Below are 24,394 nucleotides of genomic sequence, written 5' to 3' on the forward strand. Positions count from 1 at the left end.
GAACCCAGCATATGAAATCAGTAAAACTATTCGGTTATTCAACCAGCCCCTATGTCCGGAAAACTGGTTGTTTTCTCTACTATAAAGGTATCGATTTTACACATGTTCCTGTCAATCCTATGGAGCCTGAAGCCACCATTGGATTCACCGAACAAACTCAGGTTCCTGTGCTGGAAATTGACGGCGAATGGAGACTGGAATCTTCTGCCCATGCGCATTGGCTAGACGAGCTATTTCCGGAAAAGCCTCTTTGCCCTGCACAGCATAAAGCAAAGATCGAAGAAATCGACAAATGGGTTAGCGATACTTTTCTTCTGAGCATCTTCAGATATTCGATTGATGGTGAAATGAATCACCGCTTCCGGCAAGCAGGCTGGCGTTTAGCCGCGATCCTAAGCGCACAGACACCGCTTCCCGAACAAGCTCGCCATCTATGGCCCGAAGCTTTGAAAAAAGCACCGTTCATTCAAGATATGGCTAAACATATGGATTTGACCGAAAGCTACCAAGATATGCAGCTTCGGATAGCGGGCGAACTTGTAGGCCATATTGGTGATGGCCCCTATCTGGGATCACTCGATCAGCCAACCATGCTCGACTTTGCCATTTTTCCACAAATGGTATGGGGATATATGTTCGGATTGGAAGAACATCTGAGCGCGGCAGCACATCCAGTTATCAAAGCATGGCTGCAGCGCGTTGCAGTCCATTTGCCCGACAATCCTACGCTATCGCCGGATTTTATGCAGGTACACTCAATTGCTGATGGTTTGAGTTGATTGTGATTAGCTCATGTCCGCTTTTGCGTCCTTAGCGGACGTTGGCGATTTCGTATCGCGAAGATATATTGAACGATCACAACTTGATGCAGCGTTGTTCGAAATCAGAATAGCGAAAATTCTCAACATCAATAAAAATTGAATTTTCCGAACCATCGGGGTTCGTAATCGGATCACGACGGAATCTAGATCGAACTTTCAACCCAGTGGCATTACATATTTTGATCAATAGATGATTTGGGCCGACCCAGTCCAACTCGATCTCATCTACTATGGCTCCGTCTGCTTCCAGTGCAATACCAGGATGCAGCAATTTGCCATCGTTTCGGTTCTCCAAATTGATACGTGTTAGATTGCTGCTCATTGCTCCACGCAACATCACCGAAACTTTCGCAACAGCCTTTCCATCCGGAGATTGTGCTGACGATTTTGATGTCCAGTTTCCGCAGGAGCAAACCAAACTAAAAAAGGCAAAGCCAAAATGAATTTAAGTGTCATTTCGATATGCTATCAGGTGATAATGATCGTCACAAATACAATGTCCGCTCTTGCACCCAATGCGGACATTAGCGTTGCGGCGACTATATCCCGACAGCGGACATTGTCGCTTAACTCAAATTTCGATCAGTCGAACATTGCACTCTCCTTCACGATAGCTATGCTTTTCAATACGGAAACTAATAGAGTTTGGATCAACAGATAATGCCATGGAAACGCGGACTAAAATGGAGCGGCGTCCTGATGATCTTTGGGATCATTGCAGCGAGCGTTTTCCTGTGGGATCCCTTGCCCGCTAATCCCTCTTCGGAAATATTGGCAGCTAATGCATCCAAATATGATGCCGAGATTATCCGGGACAATTATGGCGTCCCGCATATATTTGGTAAAACCGATGCCGATGTGACCTTTGGCGTCGGCTATGCCCATGCCGAAGATGATTTTCAGACCATTCAGGAAAGCGTGGCTGCGACACGCGGACTAATGGCAAGGTATAACGGCAGCGACGGAGCGCCCACCGATTATATTGTGGCGTTGTTTGATGTTTGGGACACGGTCGATGCTAAATATGAGAGCGAAGTCTCCGATGAAGTCAAAGCAATAGCCGATGCTTACGTTGCGGGACTAAACCTCTACGCGTCGGAGAACCCCGATAAAATCATGCATGGCCTCGCTCCGTTTAAAGCCAAGGATGTCATTGCGGGCTCCTTGTTTAAGACGCCATTTTTCTATGGTTTGGATGGCACCTTGCTCGAACTATTCTCGGATGACCGGATGGCCGAAATTGCGCTTGATCCCGGCAACGGCGAAACCGCATGGATGGTCTCCGACCGCAAGGCGCCAAAGCGCGGTTCCAATGCTTTTGCGGTCGCGCCATCGCGTTCGACTGATGATGTGACGCGGTTGATCATTAATTCCCATCAGCCCATGACAGGACCCGTTGCCTGGTGGGAAGCCCATTTGGTTTCGGAAGAGGGCCTGGATATTCAGGGCGGCATGTTCCCCGGATCACCGATGGTTTTGCATGGCTTTAATCGCAATCTTGGATGGGCCAATACGGTCAGCAATCCTGATCTTAGCGATGTCTATAAACTCGTGATCAATCCGAAGAATGAAAACCAATACCGACTTGACGGTAAATGGGAGAATTTCGAAGTCAAAACTGCAAAGATCAGAATCAAAATTTTTGGCCCATTTGCTTACACGTCGGAACAAAAAATCTTGCGCTCCCAACATGGTCCGGTGATTCAATCTAAAAAAGGCAGCTTTGCGATCCGCTACGCCGGCATGGGGGAGATGCGGCAAACCGAGCAACGGTTGAAAGTCAGCAAAGCCAGAAACTGGGATGAGTTTTATGCGGCCATGTCTATGAACGCGTTGCCCAGCATCAATTATGTCTATGCTGACAAAGACGGTGTTGTTGCACTGATCCACAACGGACAGTATCCCAATCGCGTCGAGGGTTGGGATTGGACTAAGGACATGCCCGGCGACCGTTCCGATCTGATCTGGGATGGCTATCGCCCCTATGACGCGGTTCCGATATTGCTCAATCCAAAATCTGGTTTTGTCTATAATTCCAATAACCAGCCCTATGACGCCACCGATGGCCCGGACAATTTACGCCCTGAAGATTTTCCCAAATCCATGGGGTTGCAAACCGATCAGACCAATCGGTCGCTGCGGATCATGGAGCTAACCGACGGGATTACCAAATTGGACCGCGCAGCGCTCCTCGCGATCAAATTTGATACCGGCTACGCGAAGAATTCTCAGGCGGATAAGGTCGTATCGGCGGTTCTGGGACACGATTGGAGCGCCGAACCGGATATGGCTGCAGCGGCGAAACATCTGGCCGCATGGAATCGCAAGATGGACATTAAAAATCGGCACGCAGCGCTTGGCGGCCTGACCGTAGTGCACGAAATCACCGAGCGGTTTACAAAGATACCAGCGCCCGAGCCGCTTGATGCGTTTCGCCAAGCAGTCGATTATCTCAACAAGCATTATGGCCGCATTGATCCTGAATGGGGAGAGATTAACCGGTTGGTTCGTGGTGACCTCAGCCTGCCTGTCAGCGGGGCATCAGATACATTACGCGCTATCTATCCCGCTGAAGTGCGCGATGATGGAAAACTACATGCAATCGCAGGCGACACTTGGATTGCTATGGTCGAATGGGATCGGTCGGGCAAACAATCTGCCAGGGTTATCCATCAATTTGGCAACGCCACGTTGGATAAAAACTCACCCCATTATGCCGATCAAGCCGAGCTATTTGTTGCTGAAAAATGGCGTACTGCCTTAATTGAACGCGGTGAGATTGAGGCGGCGGCAACTAGGCGTTATCGTCCCGGTCGTGAGTGACTAGCGAAATTCGAACAATGTCCGCTTCATCCCGAAAGCGGACGTTGGATTTGAGATCGTGGATAATTTCTTTACATTGCTGAATTGTGCAGTTTGCTTTGTTGCGAGATTAAGCAGTCGTATGTGTGTCAATTTATTGTTGAAAGCAAATATGAAATTAGCTCTTCCGGCCTTGGCGATCCTTCTTCTAACCATGGCAAGTTGTGGATCGCGACCTTTACCTTCTGAACCCTGCGTTGCGATGTCTCATTCCAACTGGCAGGTTATTGGTGATGCCGAACCGCCCGGTCCACCTCGGCTTTTCTTATCAGGAGAAGTTATCTTGCCGGACGAAGGATACAAACCCGTTTTTGTTCGCCGGAAATCAAACCTTTCGGGCAATGCTCAGACACTGATTCTCGATTTACAATTTCGCTCGCCGGTTAATCTGAGCAATCCCAAACTGACAGCAGATCCTATCAATCCAACGCAACTTAAAGTGAGTCATCGAGCACAGGGAAAGTACCAACGCATTCAACTGATCTGTGGGGACTTGGTGCTCTGGGAAAATGATATCGGATATGGCCTCTGAGTGTGGCGCCTTGCAATTGAGCAATCAACAGCGGTTGCTAAAATTGTGACCGCTCCATACCGAAAGCGGACACTAGCACTCGATCCTCACGATGCTCCTTAGATGTTTCGAGGAACTTTCCAACGCTCGATATTGCGTGCGACAAAGCCAGTGAAGTCTTGCGGCGCGATTCCGGTCAGCTCCGTGACTGAACCGGAAAGCTGAGCTTCACCGCCGACCGCAATAGCGGTATCCATTGCAGCAAGTAACTCCGCATAGGTTCTGTTCATTCCGTCCGTTTCGAAGCGCTCTATCAATTCTCGTTCACTCAGATGATGATGGGTAATCGTACAACCCAAAGCATCGGACAGGACCTCGGCAACCTCGTCATAGGAAAGCAACTGTGGTCCAGTCAGAATCGCGTCATCGTCGGGAATGTTAGGGTCCGTTAGCGCAGCAGCGGCCACCGCCGCAATATCATCGGCGTCAACGAATGGAACCCGTCCATCTCCTGTCGCTGAATAGATCGCCTGTTCATCGCGAATGGTTGGCAGATGCTGCTGCTCCGAAAAATTCTGCATGAACCAGGTGGGACGCAAGACGAACCAGCCTGGCGCATGTTCATGCAGGTAACGGTGCACAGCACCCATCATCGGACCGCCTTCCTCGAGCGAGGAGGCGCTGAGCAACACAAAGCGCTCCACACCACTGTCAATCGCGCGGTCGATAAATGGTTTCATGGCGGCCAGCGGTTCCGGAACGTTCGCAGGTGCGACAAGATATATCGCTTTGACTTCATCCAGTGCCGCTTGGTAGCTGCCTTGATCTGCCCAATCAAACCAGACCTGATCGGCTCCATCGGGGTTTCTGGTTGCAATACGGGGGCTATGCCCGCTTGCGCGCAGTTGTTTGGCAAGACGGCTTCCCGTCTTGCCGGTTCCGCCGGTGACAAGGATTTTATTAAGCATTGTCGGCCTCCTTCAATGCTGCGGCAATGGCGTCATCGCCGCCCATCGCGCGCAGTGCGATCAGGGGGTTCCAGTAGTCGCGATAGTGGGTGATATGCCCATCCGCCAAGGTCACCACAGATATATAGGTTTGATCGTAGGCAATCCCGGTTTCGGTGCCATGACCGGTGCAGGTGAATTCCAATATTATGATATTGGAATTCTGTGCGCGATGCACCACCGGCTCTGACATTGACTCGATCGTGATGAGCGAGGCGGCTCCCGGCAGATATTCTACTAGTGCTGCCTTCCCTTCCACACGGGGCACAGCGGCCGGCGGTGCATAGGGAAATTCCATGACGATATCATCGGCTACCATATCCAGAAACGTTTCAGCATCCGGGACTAGAAAGTCATCAAGCGCTTCCCGCAGCAGACCGGAGAAGCTGGAAAATTGATCGGGTTGATTGGTCATCATGCCGCACTCCTTTCGCTATCCAGATGTGCCAGCTGAGACTCCGGAAACCGGGCACCTGCGGCACTGCCATAGACATCCGACATGCCCATACAGCCTAAGCCAACAACAACGGTGGTGGGTCCTGCATTTCCTAGTTTACGCTGTTCCATATATAGTTCCTTTCGCGCCGGGGGGGGGAGTTAAAAGTCACTCGCGGTTGGGCGAACAATCACTTCGCTGACGTCGACATCGTCCGGTTGTTCGATGGCAAAACGGATCGCGCGGGCAATGGCATCGGGTTCGATCGCCACTTTGCGAAAGTCCGCCATGGCTTGAATGGAGGCGCCATCCGTTATGTCGCCGCCCAATTCGGAGGTTACGACGCCGGGCGAGATGATCGTCGCGCGAATGTCCTTATGCTCTTGCCTTATGCCGTCGGTAATGGCCCAGACAGCAAATTTTGTTGCGCAATAGACCGCGCCGGTTGGCACAACATAATGTGCTCCAAGCGATGCAATATTGACGAACTGACCTGTCCCGCGCGCAATAAAATGCGGCAATACAGCGGCGACTCCGTTCAACACGCCGCGCATATTGACATCAATCATCCGGTCCCACTCATCGACCTTTAGAGCGGACAATGGCGATACCGGCATGATGCCAGCATTGTTGACAAGCACGTCTATCGAGCCAAATCTGTCGATAGCGGCATTACCAAAGGCGCGCATTTCATCGCGGTCGGTAACATCGACCTTTTGATAAATCGCGTTGCCGCCGGCAGCATTAATCTCGTCGCACAGCGAAGCCAATGGTTCCGTGCGCCGTGCGCCGAGAACGAGCTTGGTCCCACTCTGGCCGAGCAAGCGGCAGGTTGCGGCGCCAATCCCGCTGCTGGCACCGGTAATCAGCACCACTTTTTCCATTGCTGGTTTCATTTCAATCTCCTCAAACATGATCCGAGACATCATCGTCTCTTGGCATTCTGAATATGGCTGATGCTTGTCCGAAGGCGGTAGAATGCTAATCCGCAAGTCTTGCCTGATCCTCCAGAATGAATGGCTTGTGGTTGTCTGGATGCAAAATCCGTGAGATAAAGTGGTCATGAACAAAGCGCAGGAATTGAGCGATATCATCGGTCGTCATCAGACTTTTGACGGCATCGAGCCGTGCGCATTGCCGCGGGTTAAGCTTATACGATCCAAGACGACCACGGCATCCATGCCGACAATTTATGAGCCTTCTCTATGCCTTGTCGCGCAAGGCCGGAAACATGTGGTCCTGGGTCATTTGGACTATGTTTATGATGCATCCCAATATCTTGTGGCGTCCGTTGATCTGCCGCTGCAAGGTTCCATCATCGAAGCAAGCGAGGAACGCCCTTATTTATGCATCAGCCTTGACCTCAATGTAACGGTTCTCAGTGAACTGTTGCTGGAACATGGGACCGGTGCACCCAAGACCACATCAAAACCTGGAATAGCACTCAGTACCGTCACGCCAGATCTTATCGACGCGATGGTCCGCTTGCTGCGTCTACTCGACACGCCAGAAGATATTCCTGCACTTGCCCCTTTGGCGGAGCGCGAAATTCTTTACCGGCTGTTGACCGGTGAACAGAGGGAGATGATGCGTCATATTGCCAATGCTGAAAGTCATCTCAGCCAGATCAGCAGAGCAATTATCTGGATCAAAAACCATTATGCTAAGCCATTCAGCATTGATCGGCTGGCACAGGAAGCTGGAATGAGTAGCTCGTCATTGCACGAGCATTTCAAGGCTGTGACAACCTACACTCCGCTACAATATCGGACTCGCCTTCGCTTGCAGGAAGCCCGTAGGATCATGGTTTCCGACGCCCTGGACGCGGCCAGTGCGGGTTTCAAGGTGGGTTATGAAAGCCCGTCCCAGTTCAGCCGTGACTATTCCCGGATATTTGGCGCGCCGCCGATGCAAGATGCGCAACGGCTGCGGGCGACTCCCGATTTTGCCATGGCGTAAAACTTTGTTGCTTCACATCCTAGTCGTCAAGCCGATAGTTGCCCGGAATTACTACGCCAATTCCGTGCGGTTGTCAGATTCCCATGCCGGCATGTCCCTCACTTACGATTTCTAACGTCCGCTTTTGCGCCCAAAGCGGACATTAGAATGACCATCAAAGCCCATCAAATATCGACGTTCTAGTCTGGTTGAAACTTTCATTTTGGCTAGGATGGTCTTCCGCAGAATTGGCCAATCCAAAAATAGTCCATCATTTTCAATGCTTTGCAATGAAAAATGGAGGCCCGAGCCGGAATCGAACCGGCGTACACGGATTTGCAATCCGCTGCGTCACCACTCCGCCATCGGGCCGGAGAGGAAGCGCAATTGCTTCGCTTTACCGCCAATGTCAACCCCAACCTGCTCATGCACATCGATGATAATGTAACGCAAAAGTCGCGGTAGAAAGAAAAACCCTGAAATCCGTCTTGGCGATACCGCTAAGTAAGGCTAGAAGCTCCTGAAAAATATTCATACTGTATTGCCTTAATAATACAGAGATGGCATAGCCGTTTCAGAGAATTGAATTTTTAGGGCAAAACATGGACGTCTTAAGGGTGGTATAGTGGGTCACGAAAACTTCAGTGAAATGCGCAAAGCGATGGTTGTCAGCCAATTACGAACGACCGATGTCAGCGATCCTCGTGTTATTGCTGCGATGAGCCATGTGGCTCGCGAAAATTTTGTTCCAGCCTCCGCCCGCAATATCGCTTATTCTGATCGTGGTGTTAATATTGGTGAAGGGCGTTCGCTCAACGCACCGCTCGCCACCGGTCGATTGCTGAACACCGCAGAACTGACCAAAAATGATACGGTCCTGCTTATCGGTGCAGCGACCGGCTATACGGCTGCGGTCATCGCAGATCTGGCGGGCTCGGTCGTCGCAGTCGAACAGTCAGCCAAGCTGGCCGCAAAAGCGAAGTCTAATCTTGCTGACCTGGACAATGTGCAGGTCGAAAGAAGAAATCATGTTGATGGCTTCGCCGCCCAGGGTCCTTATTCCGTTATCGTTATTGACGGTATTGTCGAAGAATTTCCGGCAGCATTGGCCAAGCAACTGGCTCCCGAAGGTCGTCTGGTTGGCGCGATCATGGATAAGGGTGTTGCAAGACTTGCGATCGGGCACAAGGTTGGCGAGACAATCGGATACCAATATTTCGCGGATTGTGGCGGCGTTGCCCTGCCCGGCTTCGAAAAAGCGAAAAGTTTCAGTTTCTAATATGCGGTCTGCACTGCACATAAATTCCAGGAGACGTTTTTTGATGAGTAAGCGCATTATGTTGCTTAGCGCTGTCGCCATTGCAACTTTCTCCACATCAGCGCATGCGGACACACTTCGCGAAGCGTTTGTCGCGGCATACAAGACGAACCCGACATTATCCGGCGCTCAGGCAGCGCAGCGTGCGGAGGATGAAAATGTCGCAATCGCTAAAGCCGATGGACGACCGAATTCGGGTTCCAGATTTACTTTTCAGGAAAATTTCCTGCGCAACTCGAATAGTTTTAATGCTCCTCTTCGCCAAGTCAGCGCGGGCGGCGAGCTTAATGTCCCGATTTATTCTGGTGGCAGAGTCAAAAACGCGGTGCGTGCAGCGAAGACCCGGGTTGCCGCTGGCCAATATAGTCTGCGCGGAACTGAAGCCAGCCTGTTCAGCAATGTGGTCGCAGCCTATATGGATGTAATGCGCGACGAAGCTGTGGTGCGACTAAATCGTGCGAATGTCGGCGTGCTTTCCGTAAATTTGGAAGCGACCAGTGATCGCTTCGAAATTGGTGACCTGACCCGGACCGATGTCGCCCAGTCCGAATCACGACTAGAGGTCGCTAAAGGAGAACTAGAATCGGCTCGGGCTAATCTGATCTCAAGCAAGGAAAACTATATCGCCTTGGTAGGACAGGTTCCCGGCGAATTGCAATCGCCTCCACCGCTGCCCAATCTCCCGAAAGCGCCTGACGAAGCAGTGGATATCGCTCTGCAATCTAATCCTGATCTGCTCGCCGCCAAAGAACGAAGCGCAGCATCGGAAATTGATATCAAGGCGGCCCGCGGCGCTGTTAAACCCACTATCGAAGCCTATGCACAAGGCAGTTATGTGAATTTTCTCAACACATTGGGCGGTAATGTTCCGGGAGTGAACGTTGTTCAGGAACAATCGAACGCGGAAGCTGGAGTGCGCCTGACCGTGCCAATCTACCAAGGAGGTCGGCCCGCCGCGCAAGTCCGCCAAGCACAAGCGCGGTCTGGCCAAGCCTATGAGCAGGTCATTGCAGCAGAGCGCGATGTCATCGCGCAAACGCGCGCGGCCTATTCCAGCTGGCGCGCGTCCGAACGGGTGATCCAGTCTTCTGAACGTGCTGTAGCGGCCAGCGCCTTGTCTCTGGAAGGTGTTCGCGCTGAAAATAGTGTTGGAAACAGGACTATATTGGATATTTTGAATGCCGAACAAGAATTGCTGAACGCTCAGGTCCAACTGGTGACAGCGCGTCGAAACAGCTATGTTGCAGGATTTACTTTACTTGCGGCAATGGGCCGTGCCGAAGCACGTGATCTCGGGTTGGAAGGCGGACCGCTCTATGATCCCGAAGTCAATTACGAGCGCGTAAAGGATCAGTTTTACGATTTTCAGACGGATCCTGATCCTGAACCGAAGGCGACACGTACGATTGATACGCCAGCACAAACCGCTGATATTGAACCTCTGCCTGAAACAGGACAACGCGACTAATCACATCTGATGTGCCGGGAATGGTTGCCGACAATGTGGTTAATGCGCTAAGCAACCAATAGCAGCGTTAGTTTTTTGAGCTTTAGGGGTTTTGCACATGGCGGAACAAAATAAAGAATCGTCCATGGAAGAGATTCTGTCATCAATTAAGCGAATCATCGCCGAGGATAAAGCGATTGAGACCGATCGCCCAGCGGACAAAGAAGAAGATGCTGCCGAAGCGAAAGCCACTTCGCCTCGCCTCAAGCCTGTCGTTGACAATGTGACACCGATCGCACCATTGCCGAAAAACATAGCCACCAAAAAAGAAAACACCAAAAAGCCTGTTGTAAACACCACAGATGATGACGGTGTGCTTGAATTGACCAACGAGGTCATGGACAACGGCCCAAGTTCGGCGCACGGTGTTTTTGGTGACCGCCGTAAGGAAGAACGGCTGATCAACGATCAAAAGCTTGATTCGATGCGCCAATCGCTGTCTGCGCTTGTAGCCATGGAAGGTACCAAGAGCTCGCAACCAGCCAAGTCCAGCCAGCAGACATCCTTGGAAGACCTGACCCGTGACCTCATGCGGCCGATGCTAAAAGAATGGCTCGATCAGAATTTACCGCAACTGGTTGAGGAAATGGTTGCTCGCGAAATTCAGCGCCTTAACGACCAGTAATCTCGATTGATAACATTGTGAGCCGTGCTAAACTCTGCTCATGAAAAATCGATCAAAACTGTCATGCCTTGCCCTGTTGATAACGGGCAGCGTTCTAACCACCCCCATCGCCTCTGCGCGACCGATGACTGCGGAAGACCTAGCGACGCTAAAACGAGTCGGTTCCGTTGCCGTGTCTCCTGACGAAAAATGGACAGCCTTTGGCGTCACCGAGACCAATCCCGAAAGCTATAAACGAACAACGGCGCTCTATTTGCTCGATCTGAGCACACCGAAAGCTCGTCCGGTTCGCATTGCCGACCAAGCGAATGCCAGTGAACATAGCCCATCATTCTCTGCGGACGGCAAGCGGCTGTATTATCTCTCTGATATCAGCGAATCGGAGCAGCTTTGGCAAGTCGCGATAAACGCAGGGGGGCAAACCGGAGAGCCGGTACAGGCCAGTGATCTCAAGGCCGATATTGCCGGTTTCAAATTGTCACCAAAGGGCGATAAGATTGCGGTCTGGGGCGATATCGCAAAAGACTGCCCGACATTTGGTTGTGCTGAAATCAAAGACAATGATGGCAATCGCGCCCTGCCCGGCCCCGGCACCGGACGCGAATATGACGAACTTTTCGTCCGTCACTGGTCGAGTTGGGAAACCCCTGGAGTTTACAGCCGTATTTTTGCTTTTGACTTACAGGATGGAAAACTCAGCGGCACAGCCATGCCACTAGATGGAGATCTCGTCGGCGACAGTCCCTCAAAGCCTTTTGGCGGCGGGGAAGAAATTTCCTGGTCCCCAAGCGGACGTGGGCTCGCCTTTGTTCTGCGTAAAGCGGATCGCAATGAACCCAAGTCGACTGATTTAGATATCTACGGTGTTGCCATATCTTCTGGTAAGCCCAAGCAAATGCCGGGTAATGGCGATGCTACCGACACACTCCCTGCTTTTTCTCCGGATGACGAATGGCGGGCATGGGCCGCGATGGAGCGCCCTGGCTATGAGAGCGACCGGAAAGTGATCAAATTGCACCGCAAGGGCGAGAAAGAACCGGTGGTACTTGCCGGTGACTGGGATCGCTCTGTCAGTTCAATCACCTGGACGCCCGATAGCAAGGCTTTGATCGTCACCGCTTCTGAAGTCCTGGACTATGCCGCCTTTCGTGTTGATATTGCCGATGGCAGCGTGACACGTCTGACCAAAAACGGCAGTGTCGGTAATATCATACCGCTTAAAGACGGATCAATGATCTTCACCAAAAAGAGCCTGCAGGCACCTGTTGATATCTATCGGCGGGCTGCTGATGGGACGGTGACGCAGCTTACCAATATCAACGGTAATGCGTTGGCGGAGATTGACGAAGTGGCCGTGGAACGGTTCAATTTCAAAGGGGCTGGAGGCCATCAGGTCTGGGGTCAGATCATCAAGCCGGCAGGCGCGAAGGGCAAGCTGCCGATGGCGTTCCTGGTTCATGGCGGCCCTCAGGGCAGCTTCGGTGATAGCTGGTCAACCCGTTGGAATCCCAAGGTAATGGCGTCGCAAGGCTATGCGGTCGTGACAATCGATTTCCATGGCTCGGCTGGCTATGGTCAGGAATTCATGGATAGCATCAATCAGGATTGGGGGGGCAAGCCGCTCGAAGACCTGAAACTCGGTCATGCAGCGGCGCTGAAAGTTGACAAGCAGATTGACGGTACACGGTCCTGCGCCTTGGGTGCCAGCTATGGCGGCTATATGATGAACTGGATTGCTGGCCAATGGCCGGACCAGTTTGACTGCATCATCAACCATGCCGGTATATTCGACCTGCGCAGCTTTGCCTTCTCGACCGAAGAATTGTGGTTCGATCAATGGGATCATGGCGGCCCGTGGTGGGAACGTGCTGATCCGGAAAAATGGAATCCGATCCAGCATATCGACAAATGGAAGACACCGACTTTGTTCATCCATGGCGAGAAGGATTTCCGCATACCCTATACCCAGTCACTAATGCCGTTCACCTATGCACAGGAACGCAATATCCCATCCAAGCTGTTGATTTTCGCAGATGAAAACCACTGGGTACTGAAGGGAAAAAATAGCGTCCAATGGCACAATACGGTGTTCGACTGGATGGCTCGATGGACCAAGGAAGGCCAAAGCGAATGAGCTTTTTTCCCACCGAAACTGATGGCGACACCGTTATCGTCACCCTAACCAACGCGCCGCGTAACACGCTGTCGACCGAATTGCTCAATGAGGGCACCGAAGTTTTCCGGAAATTGGCGGAAGATGAACCTAAGGGTGGCGTTGTGCTTACCGGTGCTGGCGAGCATTTCACCTGCGGAATGGATACCAAGATCGCCGCGTCACTCGATGAAGAAGGACAAAAACAAGCCATTGCGGCGATCAACGCTTTTGCCGCATCGCTTCACCGCCTACCCTGTGCGTTTGTCTGCGCGGTGAATGGAAACGCCATTGGCGCTGGCGGAATCATGATGCTGTGCGCCGATTGGATTTATGCGGCTTCCGGAAATTACAAAATCGGTCTGCCCGAAGCGAAGGCGGGCCTGCCTTTCCCGCCTGTTCCGCAGGCGATATTGGACCATTGGCTGGAGCCCTCATGGCGGCGGCGCCTGGCGCTGTCGAGCATGCTGCTGAAACCCAATGAGGCGATTGGCGCCGGATTGGTTGAAGCGACCCTGATGCCGGGCGATTTAATCGAGAAGTCGGTGGCAAAGGCGCAAGAGCTGAACGCGCAACCGGGATTTGCTGCATGCAAGCGTCAGTTGCGCGCGAAAGCCAATGCCGAAATAGATGCAATTTTGAACGGTTGAATAACGGCGCAAGCGCTGGCAAAGGCAGCGCATGACATTAGACAAAAATTTCGATCCGGCGGCCATTGAAGCGCGCTGGTATGCACATTGGGAACAATCCGGCCAGTTTCGCCCTGAACGGGATGATGCGGAGCCGTTTACGATCGTCAATCCGCCGCCCAATGTTACCGGAAGTTTGCACATTGGTCACGCACTCGACAATACGTTGCAGGATATCATCATCCGTCACGAACGGCTGAAGGGCAAAGATGCGCTTTGGGTTGTCGGCATGGACCATGCGGGTATTGCGACCCAAATGGTTGTCGAGCGGCAAATGAACGAGCGTCAGCAAAAACGCACCGATTTTACCCGTGAAGAATTTGTCGAAAAAGTCTGGGAATGGAAAGAGGAATCCGGTGGTACAATCACTGGTCAGCTCCGCCGTCTCGGCTGTTCGATGGACTGGTCGAACGAACGTTTCACCATGGACGAAGGCATGAACGAAGCGGTGCTCAAGGTCTTTGTTGATCTCTATAATGATGGCCTGATTTACCGTGACAAGCGGCTGGTCAACTGGGATCCAGCGCTGAAAACCGCGATTTCCGATCTGGAAGTTGAAACCACCGATATGAAGGGCAGCTTCTGGCATTTCAAATATCCGCTGGCTGACGGTGTGAAATTGGATAACGGGCAAGATTATATTGAGGTCGCGACCACACGCCCGGAAACAATGCTCGCCGATATGGCGGTCGCCGTGCACCCTAGCGACGATCGCTATAAGAGCGTGATCGGCAAAGAGATTGAACAGCCGATTACTGGGCGTAGATTTAAGATCGTCGCCGACGAACATGCTGATCCTGAATTGGGCAGCGGCGCGGTGAAAATCACACCGGGCCATGACTTTAACGATTTCGAAGTCGGCAAGCGCGCCGGTTTTGCGGCTGGCGAAATGCTCAACATGCTCGATGGCGAAGCCAATGTTTGCCAGAGCGCTGACGGCCTGGTGCCCGACGAATTTATTGGCCTGCATCGTTTCAAGAAAGATGGTGTGAGTGGTGCCCGCGAACTGGTGGTGCAACGGATGAAGGAGCTCGGCTGTCTGATCCCGCACGTTACCAAAAACAAGGATGGCGAAGAAGTAGAACATGACGCCGAGCCGCGCACCATCGCGACACCTTTTGGTGATCGCGGCGGCGTGGTGATTGAACCGTGGCTGACCGACCAATGGTATGTTGATGCCGAAACTTTGGCGCAACCTGCAATCAAGGCCGTCCGCGATGGCAGCATTGAGATCGTACCGAAGACCTGGGAAAAGACCTGGTTCAACTGGATGGAAAATATCCAGCCTTGGTGTGTGTCGCGCCAGCTATGGTGGGGGCATCGGATACCAGCTTGGTTTGGATTCGAACTGCACGGTGAAAATCGGCTTTCTATTCACATTCCGGATAACGACGAACTTCGCAACGCTGGATCGACAATCAATGACAAGGTCTTTGTCTCTGAATCCGAAAGAAGTATGATTGATGCTGCCAAAGAATTCTACAATCGCGAAATTGTTGTAGTTGCAGATAGAACAGCAGCGGTAGCATACACACTAGATAATCCTGAAAAGATGGCTACTCATGCTCCGGTATGGCAAGATCCTGACGTCCTCGACACATGGTTCTCCTCTGCTCTCTGGCCGTTCGGCACACTGGGCTGGCCCGAAGAAACCGACGACCTCAAGCGCCACTACCCCAATGATCTGCTGATCTCCGGCTTTGATATCCTGTTCTTCTGGGATGCGCGCATGGCGATGCAGGGCATTCAATTTATGAAGGATGTTCCGTGGAAGCGGCTCTATCTGCACGGGCTGGTCCGCGCCGAAGATGGTTCGAAAATGTCAAAATCCAAGGGCAATGTGGTCGATCCGCTCGGCCTGATTGATCAATATGGCGCTGATGCTTTGCGCTTCTTCATGGCGGCAATGGAAAGCCAGGGCCGCGACATCAAGATGGATGACAAGCGGGTTGAGGGCTATCGCAACTTTGCGACCAAGCTGTGGAATGCCTCGCGCTTCTGTGAAGTGAATGGCATTGGCGCGAGCAAAACGCTACGTGCGCCAGAAGCCAAGCTGCCGGTCAACCGCTGGATTATTTCAGAAGTCACCGAAACCCTGGCGACACTCGACAAGGCGCTGGGCGACCTGCGTTTTGATGCTGCGGCGAACACGATTTATCACTTCACTTGGGATCGGTTCTGCGACTGGTATCTCGAACTGATCAAACCGCTTCTGCAAGGCGATGATGCCGCGGCTGCGAATGAAACCCGCGCGGTTGCCGGTTGGGTGCTCGACCAGATCATTGTCATGCTCCACCCGTTCATGCCGTTCATTACCGAAGAATTATGGCACAGCATGGCTTCGGAAACCGGTGGCCGGAACTATGATCTGATTGTTGCGAAATGGCCTGAGCCAAAAGCGGACATTGACGAGGAAGCCAAGGCGGAAGTGGACTGGCTCATTCGCCTGATCTCTGCAACCCGTACAGCGAAGGTCGAACTCAACATCGCGCCGGGCACCAAGATGACCGCCCATGTTCGCGATGGCGATGATGCCTTGCAGCAACGGATTGCACGGCAGGCATCTGCGCTGGATCGGGTCGGCCGTTTGGAGAGTTTCTCCTTTGATCCTGCTCCTGAGGGCGCAACCGCACAAATCGTTATCGACGGTGCAACCTATGTGCTGCCCCTGGCTGGTGCGATTGATATTGATGCGGAAAAAGCGCGTCTTGGCAAAGCGCTGGAAGGCGTGTCCAAGGAAGCCAAGTCTCTCGAAGGCCGACTGGGCAACGCCAATTTTGTCGAGAAAGCCAAACCGGAAGCAGTGGAAAAAGCGCGGGCGGACTTGGCTGATAAGACTGCTGAGGCTGAACGCTTGCAAGCGGCTCTTGCGCGTTTGGGGTAAGGGTTTCACGCAAAGGGCGCTAAGGTTCTCAAGAGGGCAGTTTTGTGGTCGATCTTGAGAATAGAGCAAGCCGGGTAATTGATGCGGCACTGGGCGTTCATGTTGATTTGGGGCCTGGTCTGTTGGAATCGGTTTATGAGCAGGTTCTCGCTAACCGGTTGCGCAAGCTAGGCATGAAGGTTGATCGCCAAATGCCCGTCGGCACGCGGATTGATGGTTTGGATTTTCCCGGCGCTTTTCGGGCGGACATACTGGTCGACGACAGCCTACTGCTAGAAATCAAAGCCGTGGAACGGCTTTTTCCAATCCATACCCGTCAGACACTAACCTACCTACGGCTCATGAAACTGCCATTGGGCCTCCTCATCAATTTCGGCGGTATCACATTGAAAGAAGGACTCAGGCGCGTAGCAAACAATTACCGCCTACCCCGAACAAATAGCCGCTAACCTCTTAAAAATCTTTGCGTGCATTGCGTAAAACTTCTCCGCGAAGCGGACTTTTTAAGATTGGGTAATTGGTTTACGCGAAGGGCGCTAAGGTTTTTAAGAGGGTGGTTTTTGTGGTTGATCTTGGGGATGGAGCCAGTGGGGGAATTGATGCGGCTGTCGCCGGGGGTACGAACTCAAACGCGTAGCGTTTAACGACCGCCCCCCCCTGATCAAGTAGGGCAACAACCACAAATTCTTCCACTAACCTCTTCAAAATCCTAGCGCACTTTGCGTAAAACACCCCTGACACCGTCCAAGATCAAGTCACTTCTCTCTCCCCAGGAAAGAGAAACAAAGCAGAGCCCTAATTGGTATCACCACGCCGCATCTGTTCGGCTGCTCTTCGCATCTCCGCCGCACCTTCGCGCATCTCCACGGCACCACGGCGAAATTCCGGCGCTTGTTTCAACAGCTCGTCTGCCGTCATATTCCCTTCGTTCCACTTATTCCGCTTGGCTGCCTCGGATTCACGAAAAGCTGCATCGCTCTCCAACCGATCGGCATAGGCTTCCATCTTGTCAGCGCCGCGCAGCATTTTGTCGGCGCCTTTTTCCATCCCAATTGCGCCTTTGGCCATGCCAGCTTGAACCTTCGCCTCAATCTTCTTGGCGAGGTTTTCGCTCCACTTCCTGTCATATTTATGCTTGCCGTCATGCGCCTTGCTGGCGGCAAGAGGAACAATTGATGTCATTGCAATGACCGCGAGTCCAGCCATTACTCCTGCAAATTTTCTTGTTGTCATTTTGCTTCTCCATCCAACGGGCGGGCAATATGCCTCACCTTTCGACTACATAAGTAATCGCAATGGATGGTGACGCTATTGGTGTTCGACCAACAACCTACGAACAAAGACAAATGTCGGCTTGGGGATTAGCGCCCCTGGCTTCTCCAGCGCTTGATAACCCGCTGAATAATCTCTTCTTCGCCACCATGCTCACGCCACAGTTCAGAGAAGAGCGGATCTTCGGATGCCGGACGTTTTTCTTCTGCCAGTGTATCGAGCGACACCCGGATCGGAATGGCGACACCCTCACCGCAACAGATAATCTCACGGTTTCGTAGAGCCGGAATGGAATCCAGGAAGCCGCGCGCGCCCTCAGGCATTGCCGCTTTAACAAAAGCCTGATCTCGGTCGTTGTTCAGTCGCATCGACAGGATCGTACCGCATTGCGACAACACACCCTCGGCCAAATCCGAAGGACGCTGCGTAATCAGACCCAGCGACACACCATATTTACGCCCCTCTTTGGCAATCCGGCTCAATATGTCACGGACACTGCTTTCGCCGCCGACATCATCATTGGGAATGTAGCGGTGAGCTTCTTCACAGACCAACAGGATGGGCCGGCTGGGTTCGTTTTTGGCCCAGATGGAATAGTCGAAAACCAGTCGGCTCAAGACTGCAACAACCGTCGGCGTGATTTCTGATGGAACCGCTGAAACGTCGATAATGGAAATCGGCTTGCCATCCGATGGTAGGCGGAAAATTTTTGACAGGAAGTCCGCCATCGTGTCGCCGACGAGCATACCTGAGAACATGAAACTATAGCGCGGATCGGCCTTGATCTCGTCAATCTTGGTCTTCAACCGCATGAATGGCGCGGTGTTTGTCGATTTATCGAGCTTGCCCATCTCATTCTGAATGATCGTTGTCAGATCGGACAAAAGATAAGGCACCGGACTATCCACGGTCAGCTTGGCAACCCCTTGCGCTGCCTGACTCTTGGATTTGGCAGCCAGCAAGCATTTTGCGAGAATATCGCAATCCATCTGTTTGGCATCGCCGGTGGACTGCACAAATACTTCACAATGTTCCTGAAAGTTCATCAGCCAATAGGGCAGGTTCAGGTTGTTCACATCGAACAGGCGGCCATTGGTCTTGAATGCGGCTGAATATTCTCCGTGAGGGTCAATCATCAGGATATGACCCTCTGGCGCAATATCGCATATCTTGTGAAGGATCAGCGCGGCCGATGTTGATTTACCGGTACCGGTGGAACCCAGCAGCGCGAAATGCTTGCCGAGCATCGAGTCCACATAAAGGGCTCCACGAATATCATCGGTGGGATAGACCGTCCCGATTTCAACATTGGCGCGCCCGTCCGAAGCATAAACCTGCTTCAGGTCGGCGGTTGTTACCGCATAGATGAGCGATCCGGGAACCGGATAGCGGGTCACACCGCGGCGGAAATTATAGATATGACCGGTCAGGCGTTCTTCATCGCCTTCGCCAAGAAAATCGATCTCGGCGGTGATCAAACCACCCTGCCCTTCATAGAGCCTTTGTGTTCGAATATTGGCGAGCAGCCAGGTTTTGCCAACACGGATCTTGACCTGACTACCAACCTGTCCGGCCATTTTTACGGTCGCATCGGGATGTTCAGTCAGGCTCGCCAGTACCGCAGCATCCATGACGATGCGTGAACCGGATCCGGCAATTTCGATGACTTCACCAATCTTATGGCCTTCAGACCGCTTGGGCGTCGCCGTAGGACTATGGGAAGCCGCAGGAGCGTCCTGCTCATCTTCAACCTGCGGAAGCGGCCGGGCCGCTGGAAAATTATGGGAACCCATATCTGACATGAAGGCACAATCCTGTGTTGTTTATCTGGCAGCAGGATTAAGCCATCATGGTTAAGGAATATTTACCGGCCTTACAAAAAGGTAAAGAGCGGCCTGAATAGAGCTAAGCGTCAGATTTTGCGGAACAGATAGCCAGCGGCCCATCCCAGAATGACCGAGATCAAAACCGCCAGCAGGCCATAGATAAAGCCATTTTGCTGAGACAAATTGGTAATGAAACGCCCCAGGCCGATTTTCTCGATCGTAATATCCTTTATCTCCGCCGCTTCGACCCGGCCATCGATGATCAGGAAAGTTTCGGCGGAATATTCGCCGACCGGGACACTTGCCGGCAGATTGATCCGTGCCTGATAGAGAACGGAATCGGTAATCTCGACGCTGTTCGGGAGGTTTTTATATAGTCGGCCGCGGCTGTTCAGGTCCACCAGACCGCTGGTAAAACGACCAATTTCCCTGCTATCAATGGCACCGGCCGGTGACAGCTGGAGATGGTTGAGGCCCAGCTCGTAAATATCGGCAGTCTTGTTATCGACAATCTCTTCAATCGGCCGCGAAGAGGCAACCGCATAATAGCCTGGAGCCGATCGAAACTCGCTGCTCGCCGCGTTGATCCAGATGCCCGCTACCTGTTGCTTCTCGCGTACGACAATCGATTCCGTAGGACCTTTCAGAACAACGACAATATCCGCCTGCTCGCGATTCTGTGTGCCCGGCGGATAAGTGATCGCGCCAAATAAAAGCAGCTGAGCGCCATTGAAATCGCCCTTGATGCTGATCTTGTCCTGCGACACATCGGGCACCAGCACCGGCGTATTGGCGGTGGCAAAAAACAATATGCCCAGACCGCAAAGCAGCCTCATCAATTTGGATCGGACCGCCATCATAACAGCTGCACCGTATAGATCTCGTCCGGCTGGAAGCCCAGTCCCAAGGCCATTCGAACGGCGACCAGCAAAACCATGATGGCCAGCGTCAGCCGAAGATATTCAGGCCGCATCCGCTGAGCAAATTTTGCCCCCAGCTGGGCGCCGGTGACACTGCCAATCAGCAGCAATCCTGCCAGCACGATATCAACGGCCCTCGTGGTCATGCTGTGCATCATGGTTGACGCAATCGTAACAAATAATATCTGAAACAGCGACGTTCCAACCACCACTTGCGCGCCCATGCCAAGCAAATACAGCATCGCTGGCACCATGATAAACCCGCCACCGACACCAAGCAGCATCGTCAATATCCCGGTCATCAGTCCAAGCATGAAAGGAGCGATCGGTGAAATATACAGCCCGGAGCGATAGAATCGCCACCGCATCGGCAGATTGGCAACCAGCGGATGATGCCGCCTCTTACGCGCCGGCAACGGTTTTCCTGATCGAACCGCTTTCACGCTGCCCCATGATTCTTTAGCCATCATACCGCCAATGCTGCCCAGCATCAGAACATAGAGCACTGAAATTACGGTATCGATCTGGCCCAGATTTTGTAAAAGCTGAAAAAGTGCCGTGCCAATGAGCGTACCAAACATACCGCCAACGACGAGTACGGCTCCCATCCGGAAATCGACCCCTTTCCGGCGCATATGAGCAGCAACGCCGGAAATACTAGCGCCCGTCACCTGTGTTGATGCCGATGCAGCTGCGACAGTTGGCGGTATACCGTAGAAGATCAGCAGCGGTGTTGTCAGGAACCCGCCACCGACACCAAACATGCCGGACAGGATACCAACCAACCCGCCAAGCAGTACGATGACGAAAGCATCAACCGACAAATTGGCTATTGGGAGGTAAATATCCATATTTCCAAGGACTAATCCCTTTTCGTCACAGGATAAAGGGACTTGACCCCAGAATGATCAAGAAATTCGAAGAATTCGGACTGGTTTGCGCTGAAAGCGGATCAAAAGCCACTGCTCACCGTGATCGCAACCCCGGAATCAGGGGCTGCATTGCCAGCAATACGTTGACGCCAGTCCAGCGATACCCGCAAATCGGTCTTGCCAACTGGTAGATGAATATTGGCACGTGGCCCGATATCAATCCGATGCAAACCTTTCTGTCCGCCGGCCCAGCCTCCAGCACCCATTGTCATCCGGTACTTGCCGCGTTCTAATATGGTTCGTTGCAATGTCGCTGCCATATCGAAGAAATGGCTGTCATCCTCTGAAAACAGATAACCGGCTTGACCATAAGTCTCCAAACTGGTTTTGGCGATCACAAGGTCCGGGCCTGTTCCGCCAGCGACATAGAGCGCCGTCCCGCGATTGCCAAATGAACCGGGACCAACGCGTTGCTCGGCATAAAGCGATATGGGAAGATTATTCAGCGGCTTTGCCTTTATGCCTATCGCCAACTCTTCATCACCACTTGCCGAAAGAGGTGTCGACGCTCGGACAAAAGCAACCAGACTGGTTCTGTCGTCGCCAGAGAAACGATAGGATAAAATCCCGCCGGCCTGACTGCCCCCATATTGGCCATTTGGCGATAAGGCTGCTTTAGGCGACAAACTGTCTTCCCGCGCAAAGATCCAGAAATATCCCGTAAACGGGTTCGATATTTGCTCATTCTTTGCGAAAGCTTGCGGATTGAGTAGTCGATCTGGTGATTTCACCGAGAAAGGGTCTACTGAATTCAAAGCTTCGCGCTTTGCAACTGTTAACCGGGATGCGGTCGATGACTCCACCGACTGCACACTGTCCACACTGGTCAGAAAACCGTCCTGGGCGATACTATGCTCAACACCCCCTTGTTCTTTTGAATCAATCAGTGGTCGAACCCGCGCAAATCGAGCCGGAGACAATATCGGCATTTGAACAAGAGCAGTTTGCGAATGATGCACCCTTGGCTCATCAATGGGCATCGCCCCCACTTCCGTCACCGGATTTACGCTCTGCCAAACCATTCGTCCCAATATCCAAAAGGCAGCGATCGTTGATAGCGCCTTTAACGGCGCGCCTTGATTGACTGCCATGGTGATTACCGTTTCCGGACCAAGCGACCAGAGGGTTTCAATCTCTTCACCTCAGCCATATCTGGATAGAAATGGTTGGTTTTTTCCCATCGAATAGGATTTCCGGACAGGGTTTTAAGATATTGAAACAGAGCTCGCCTCGCCGCCAGCATGTTTATCACATTGGCTACAAATGTCCGAGGCACAGACAATAGCGCCTCTCTCAAACCATAGAGCGAAAAAACAAAATAGCCCTTGATCGCAAGACGCCAGCATAAGAATAGTCCATTGATCACCAGCATCGCTCCAAGCAAATCGGAAACTGGATCAGGTTGATAAAAGCCTGTCAGATCAAGAAGATAGAGCAAAGCCGTAAGCAGCATCGCCAAATAGGCCAGCGCCAGAACGAGGGCAGCGAAACTTGCTTTGCGGTCACGAAGGCGCATCCAGTTCTCGCGCCAGCAATTTTTCCAACCGAGACGATCCCATCCCGATAGAGCGATACCGGTCATCCACCGGCTCTTTTGCCTTATCGCATCTTCAAAGCTTTCAGGAAAAAACTCCTGCGTTGCGACCCATTGGCCGTGTTGATCTTTGACACGCGCAAAAATTCCGCGCGATTCTGCTCGCCCAGTGAGTTTCAAACCAAGCTCGTAATCCTCGGTGAGGCTTGCCGCATCGAACGGCTTCCCCTGCGTTTGCGAAGCCAATCGTCCGAGCGCGTCACGTCGGAAAGCACAACCAACGCCAGCAGACGGCATGGCGACACCAAGGGCCTCCCTGAGCACCATTTGTTTGCCGTGCAATTCGGCAAACTCATCACCATAATGACCTGCAACCCAAAGCGATCGTGCGGCACGGCGTGGGATCACCGGTATCTGCACCAACGCAGCGCGCTCGATAAGATAATCAAATAATTCCAGCGCCTGCGGGTGCACCAGATCCTCGGCATCCTGAAGGATTACGGCTTTATAGTTTTTCGATTCGAGAATTTCATCCATGCACAAGGCGCGCCAGAGCCGGTTGAGACAGTCCGCTTTCGAGGTCGGACCATCATCATCGCAGATTATGATCCGTATGTTGGCGTTCCCTTGTGCAATGTTGGCGACGGCAGCGATTGTCTCTCCGTCATTGGGATAACAACCGACATAAATCCGATAGTTTTGATGATGCCATTGTTCCAAGCAGCGTCGCAACATTGCGCCTATGACCGGTGCTTCGCGCCATGCCGGTACAAAAACGGCCAGGGGCTGATCAGCATCGGATCGCGGCAGATTTTCTACCAAAACCCGTTCATATCGGCGGTAGACCAGCAATTTTCGCTTCACGCTATGCGCCATCCACATAACATCAAATATGATGTCATCGATGGATCCTATGATGAAACACAAGCTCGCAAAAAGAAGCAGTTCCTTTTGTACGGCATCCACAGCAGGCAGAATATAGTCATTCATTTGTTGAGGCGCTCTGTCGTTTCGGTAGTCTTACCAATCCCGCCCACCTCTCGAAACGGCAATACTGCAATCGGGTCCTGCAGAAATCGGCCTACCGAGATTTATCCTGGTGCCACAATGTGAGACATTTTTCCGGACAGTTTATTGAACTACCAGATAATGCGTGCTGG

22 protein-coding genes and 1 tRNA gene are annotated in these 24,394 nt (G+C 52.4%); 11 read left to right on the top strand and 12 right to left on the bottom strand.

Annotated features, from left to right (window positions below; all coding sequences use genetic code 11):
- Positions 1-11: 11 nt before the first annotated feature.
- Complete coding sequence (locus DG177_RS04440) at positions 12-779, top strand: glutathione S-transferase N-terminal domain-containing protein (protein WP_108810393.1); 768 nt, start codon at positions 12-14, stop codon at positions 777-779.
- 76 nt (positions 780-855) lie between these two features.
- Here DG177_RS04440 and DG177_RS04445 read toward each other — a convergent pair whose 3' ends face one another.
- Entirely contained in the window at positions 856-1,143 is a 288-nt protein-coding gene (locus DG177_RS04445; protein WP_108810394.1) for a hypothetical protein, read from the bottom strand.
- 338 nt (positions 1,144-1,481) lie between these two features.
- Between DG177_RS04445 and DG177_RS04455 the strand changes: the two genes are divergently transcribed.
- Positions 1,482-3,644, top strand: a complete 2,163-nt coding sequence (locus DG177_RS04455) for a penicillin acylase family protein (protein ID WP_108810396.1) — start codon at positions 1,482-1,484, stop codon at positions 3,642-3,644.
- 58 nt (positions 3,645-3,702) lie between these two features.
- Entirely contained in the window at positions 3,703-4,215 is a 513-nt protein-coding gene (locus DG177_RS04460) for a hypothetical protein (RefSeq protein ID WP_337658500.1), read from the top strand.
- Between the two features lie 98 nt (positions 4,216-4,313).
- Here DG177_RS04460 and DG177_RS04465 read toward each other — a convergent pair whose 3' ends face one another.
- Genes DG177_RS04465 through DG177_RS04475 form a run of 4 tightly spaced genes read right to left on the bottom strand, consistent with a single transcriptional unit; the run spans position 4,314 to position 6,533 of the window.
- Positions 4,314-5,162: an ergot alkaloid biosynthesis protein gene (locus DG177_RS04465; protein ID WP_108810398.1), complete on the bottom strand. Its 849-nt coding sequence runs from the start codon at positions 5,160-5,162 to the stop codon at positions 4,314-4,316.
- Positions 5,155-5,619, bottom strand: coding sequence for a nuclear transport factor 2 family protein (locus DG177_RS04470; RefSeq protein ID WP_337658501.1), 465 nt, complete (start codon positions 5,617-5,619; stop codon positions 5,155-5,157). The genes DG177_RS04465 and DG177_RS04470 overlap by 8 nt, the downstream gene beginning before the upstream one ends.
- On the bottom strand, positions 5,616-5,768 hold the full coding sequence (locus tag DG177_RS17645; protein WP_337658502.1) for a hypothetical protein: 153 nt from the start codon (positions 5,766-5,768) through the stop codon (positions 5,616-5,618). Before DG177_RS17645 ends, DG177_RS04470 begins: the two co-directional genes overlap by 4 nt.
- Before the next feature lie 30 nt (positions 5,769-5,798).
- The gene (locus DG177_RS04475; protein WP_108812768.1) at positions 5,799-6,533 is read right to left on the bottom strand and encodes an SDR family NAD(P)-dependent oxidoreductase; all 735 of its coding nucleotides are present in this window, start codon (positions 6,531-6,533) and stop codon (positions 5,799-5,801) included.
- Between the two features lie 166 nt (positions 6,534-6,699).
- Between DG177_RS04475 and DG177_RS04480 the strand changes: the two genes are divergently transcribed.
- The gene (locus DG177_RS04480) at positions 6,700-7,596 is read left to right on the top strand and encodes an AraC family transcriptional regulator N-terminal domain-containing protein (RefSeq protein ID WP_108810399.1); all 897 of its coding nucleotides are present in this window, start codon (positions 6,700-6,702) and stop codon (positions 7,594-7,596) included.
- A 277-nt stretch (positions 7,597-7,873) separates the two neighbouring features.
- Here DG177_RS04480 and DG177_RS04485 read toward each other — a convergent pair.
- Positions 7,874-7,947, bottom strand: a tRNA-Cys gene (locus DG177_RS04485).
- Between the two features lie 253 nt (positions 7,948-8,200).
- Here DG177_RS04485 and DG177_RS04490 point away from each other — a divergent pair.
- The 7 genes from DG177_RS04490 to DG177_RS04520 all read left to right on the top strand — a co-directional run bounded on the left by DG177_RS04490 (position 8,201) and on the right by DG177_RS04520 (position 17,199).
- Positions 8,201-8,854: a protein-L-isoaspartate O-methyltransferase family protein gene (locus tag DG177_RS04490; protein WP_337658503.1), complete on the top strand. Its 654-nt coding sequence runs from the start codon at positions 8,201-8,203 to the stop codon at positions 8,852-8,854.
- A 43-nt stretch (positions 8,855-8,897) separates the two neighbouring features.
- On the top strand, positions 8,898-10,361 hold the full coding sequence (locus tag DG177_RS04495; protein ID WP_108810400.1) for a TolC family outer membrane protein: 1,464 nt from the start codon (positions 8,898-8,900) through the stop codon (positions 10,359-10,361).
- 97 nt (positions 10,362-10,458) lie between these two features.
- The gene (locus DG177_RS04500; RefSeq protein WP_108810401.1) at positions 10,459-11,025 is read left to right on the top strand and encodes a DUF2497 domain-containing protein; all 567 of its coding nucleotides are present in this window, start codon (positions 10,459-10,461) and stop codon (positions 11,023-11,025) included.
- A gap of 124 nt (positions 11,026-11,149) precedes the next feature.
- Complete coding sequence (locus DG177_RS04505) at positions 11,150-13,159, top strand: S9 family peptidase (protein WP_337658504.1); 2,010 nt, start codon at positions 11,150-11,152, stop codon at positions 13,157-13,159.
- On the top strand, positions 13,156-13,827 hold the full coding sequence (locus DG177_RS04510; protein ID WP_337658505.1) for an enoyl-CoA hydratase/isomerase family protein: 672 nt from the start codon (positions 13,156-13,158) through the stop codon (positions 13,825-13,827). The genes DG177_RS04505 and DG177_RS04510 overlap by 4 nt, the downstream gene beginning before the upstream one ends.
- A 31-nt stretch (positions 13,828-13,858) precedes the next feature.
- Positions 13,859-16,750, top strand: a complete 2,892-nt coding sequence (locus tag DG177_RS04515) for a valine--tRNA ligase (protein WP_108810404.1) — start codon at positions 13,859-13,861, stop codon at positions 16,748-16,750.
- A 44-nt stretch (positions 16,751-16,794) separates the two neighbouring features.
- Complete coding sequence (locus tag DG177_RS04520; protein ID WP_108810405.1) at positions 16,795-17,199, top strand: GxxExxY protein; 405 nt, start codon at positions 16,795-16,797, stop codon at positions 17,197-17,199.
- A gap of 346 nt (positions 17,200-17,545) precedes the next feature.
- Here the strand turns inward: DG177_RS04520 and DG177_RS04525 are convergent, their stop codons facing one another.
- The 6 genes from DG177_RS04525 to DG177_RS04550 all read right to left on the bottom strand — a co-directional run bounded on the left by DG177_RS04525 (position 17,546) and on the right by DG177_RS04550 (position 24,224).
- Positions 17,546-17,983, bottom strand: coding sequence for a hypothetical protein (locus DG177_RS04525; RefSeq protein WP_108810406.1), 438 nt, complete (start codon positions 17,981-17,983; stop codon positions 17,546-17,548).
- 128 nt (positions 17,984-18,111) lie between these two features.
- Complete coding sequence (locus DG177_RS04530) at positions 18,112-19,824, bottom strand: helicase HerA domain-containing protein (RefSeq protein WP_108810407.1); 1,713 nt, start codon at positions 19,822-19,824, stop codon at positions 18,112-18,114.
- A gap of 110 nt (positions 19,825-19,934) precedes the next feature.
- The gene (locus DG177_RS04535; RefSeq protein WP_337658506.1) at positions 19,935-20,708 is read right to left on the bottom strand and encodes a TIGR02186 family protein; all 774 of its coding nucleotides are present in this window, start codon (positions 20,706-20,708) and stop codon (positions 19,935-19,937) included.
- A complete protein-coding gene (locus DG177_RS04540; RefSeq protein ID WP_108810408.1) occupies positions 20,705-21,619 on the bottom strand; it encodes a TSUP family transporter in 915 nt (304 codons plus the stop codon). Before DG177_RS04540 ends, DG177_RS04535 begins: the two co-directional genes overlap by 4 nt.
- 101 nt (positions 21,620-21,720) lie before the next feature.
- Positions 21,721-22,791, bottom strand: a complete 1,071-nt coding sequence (locus DG177_RS04545) for a hypothetical protein (RefSeq protein WP_108810409.1) — start codon at positions 22,789-22,791, stop codon at positions 21,721-21,723.
- 5 nt (positions 22,792-22,796) lie between these two features.
- Positions 22,797-24,224 carry a glycosyl transferase family protein gene (locus DG177_RS04550; protein ID WP_108810410.1) on the bottom strand — a complete coding sequence of 476 codons (1,428 nt, stop codon included), beginning with the start codon at positions 24,222-24,224 and terminating at the stop codon, positions 22,797-22,799.
- Between the last annotated feature and the right edge of the window lie 170 nt (positions 24,225-24,394).

Origin of the sequence: Sphingorhabdus sp. Alg231-15 (assembly GCF_900149705.1) — a bacterium.
GTDB lineage: Bacteria > Pseudomonadota > Alphaproteobacteria > Sphingomonadales > Sphingomonadaceae > Parasphingorhabdus.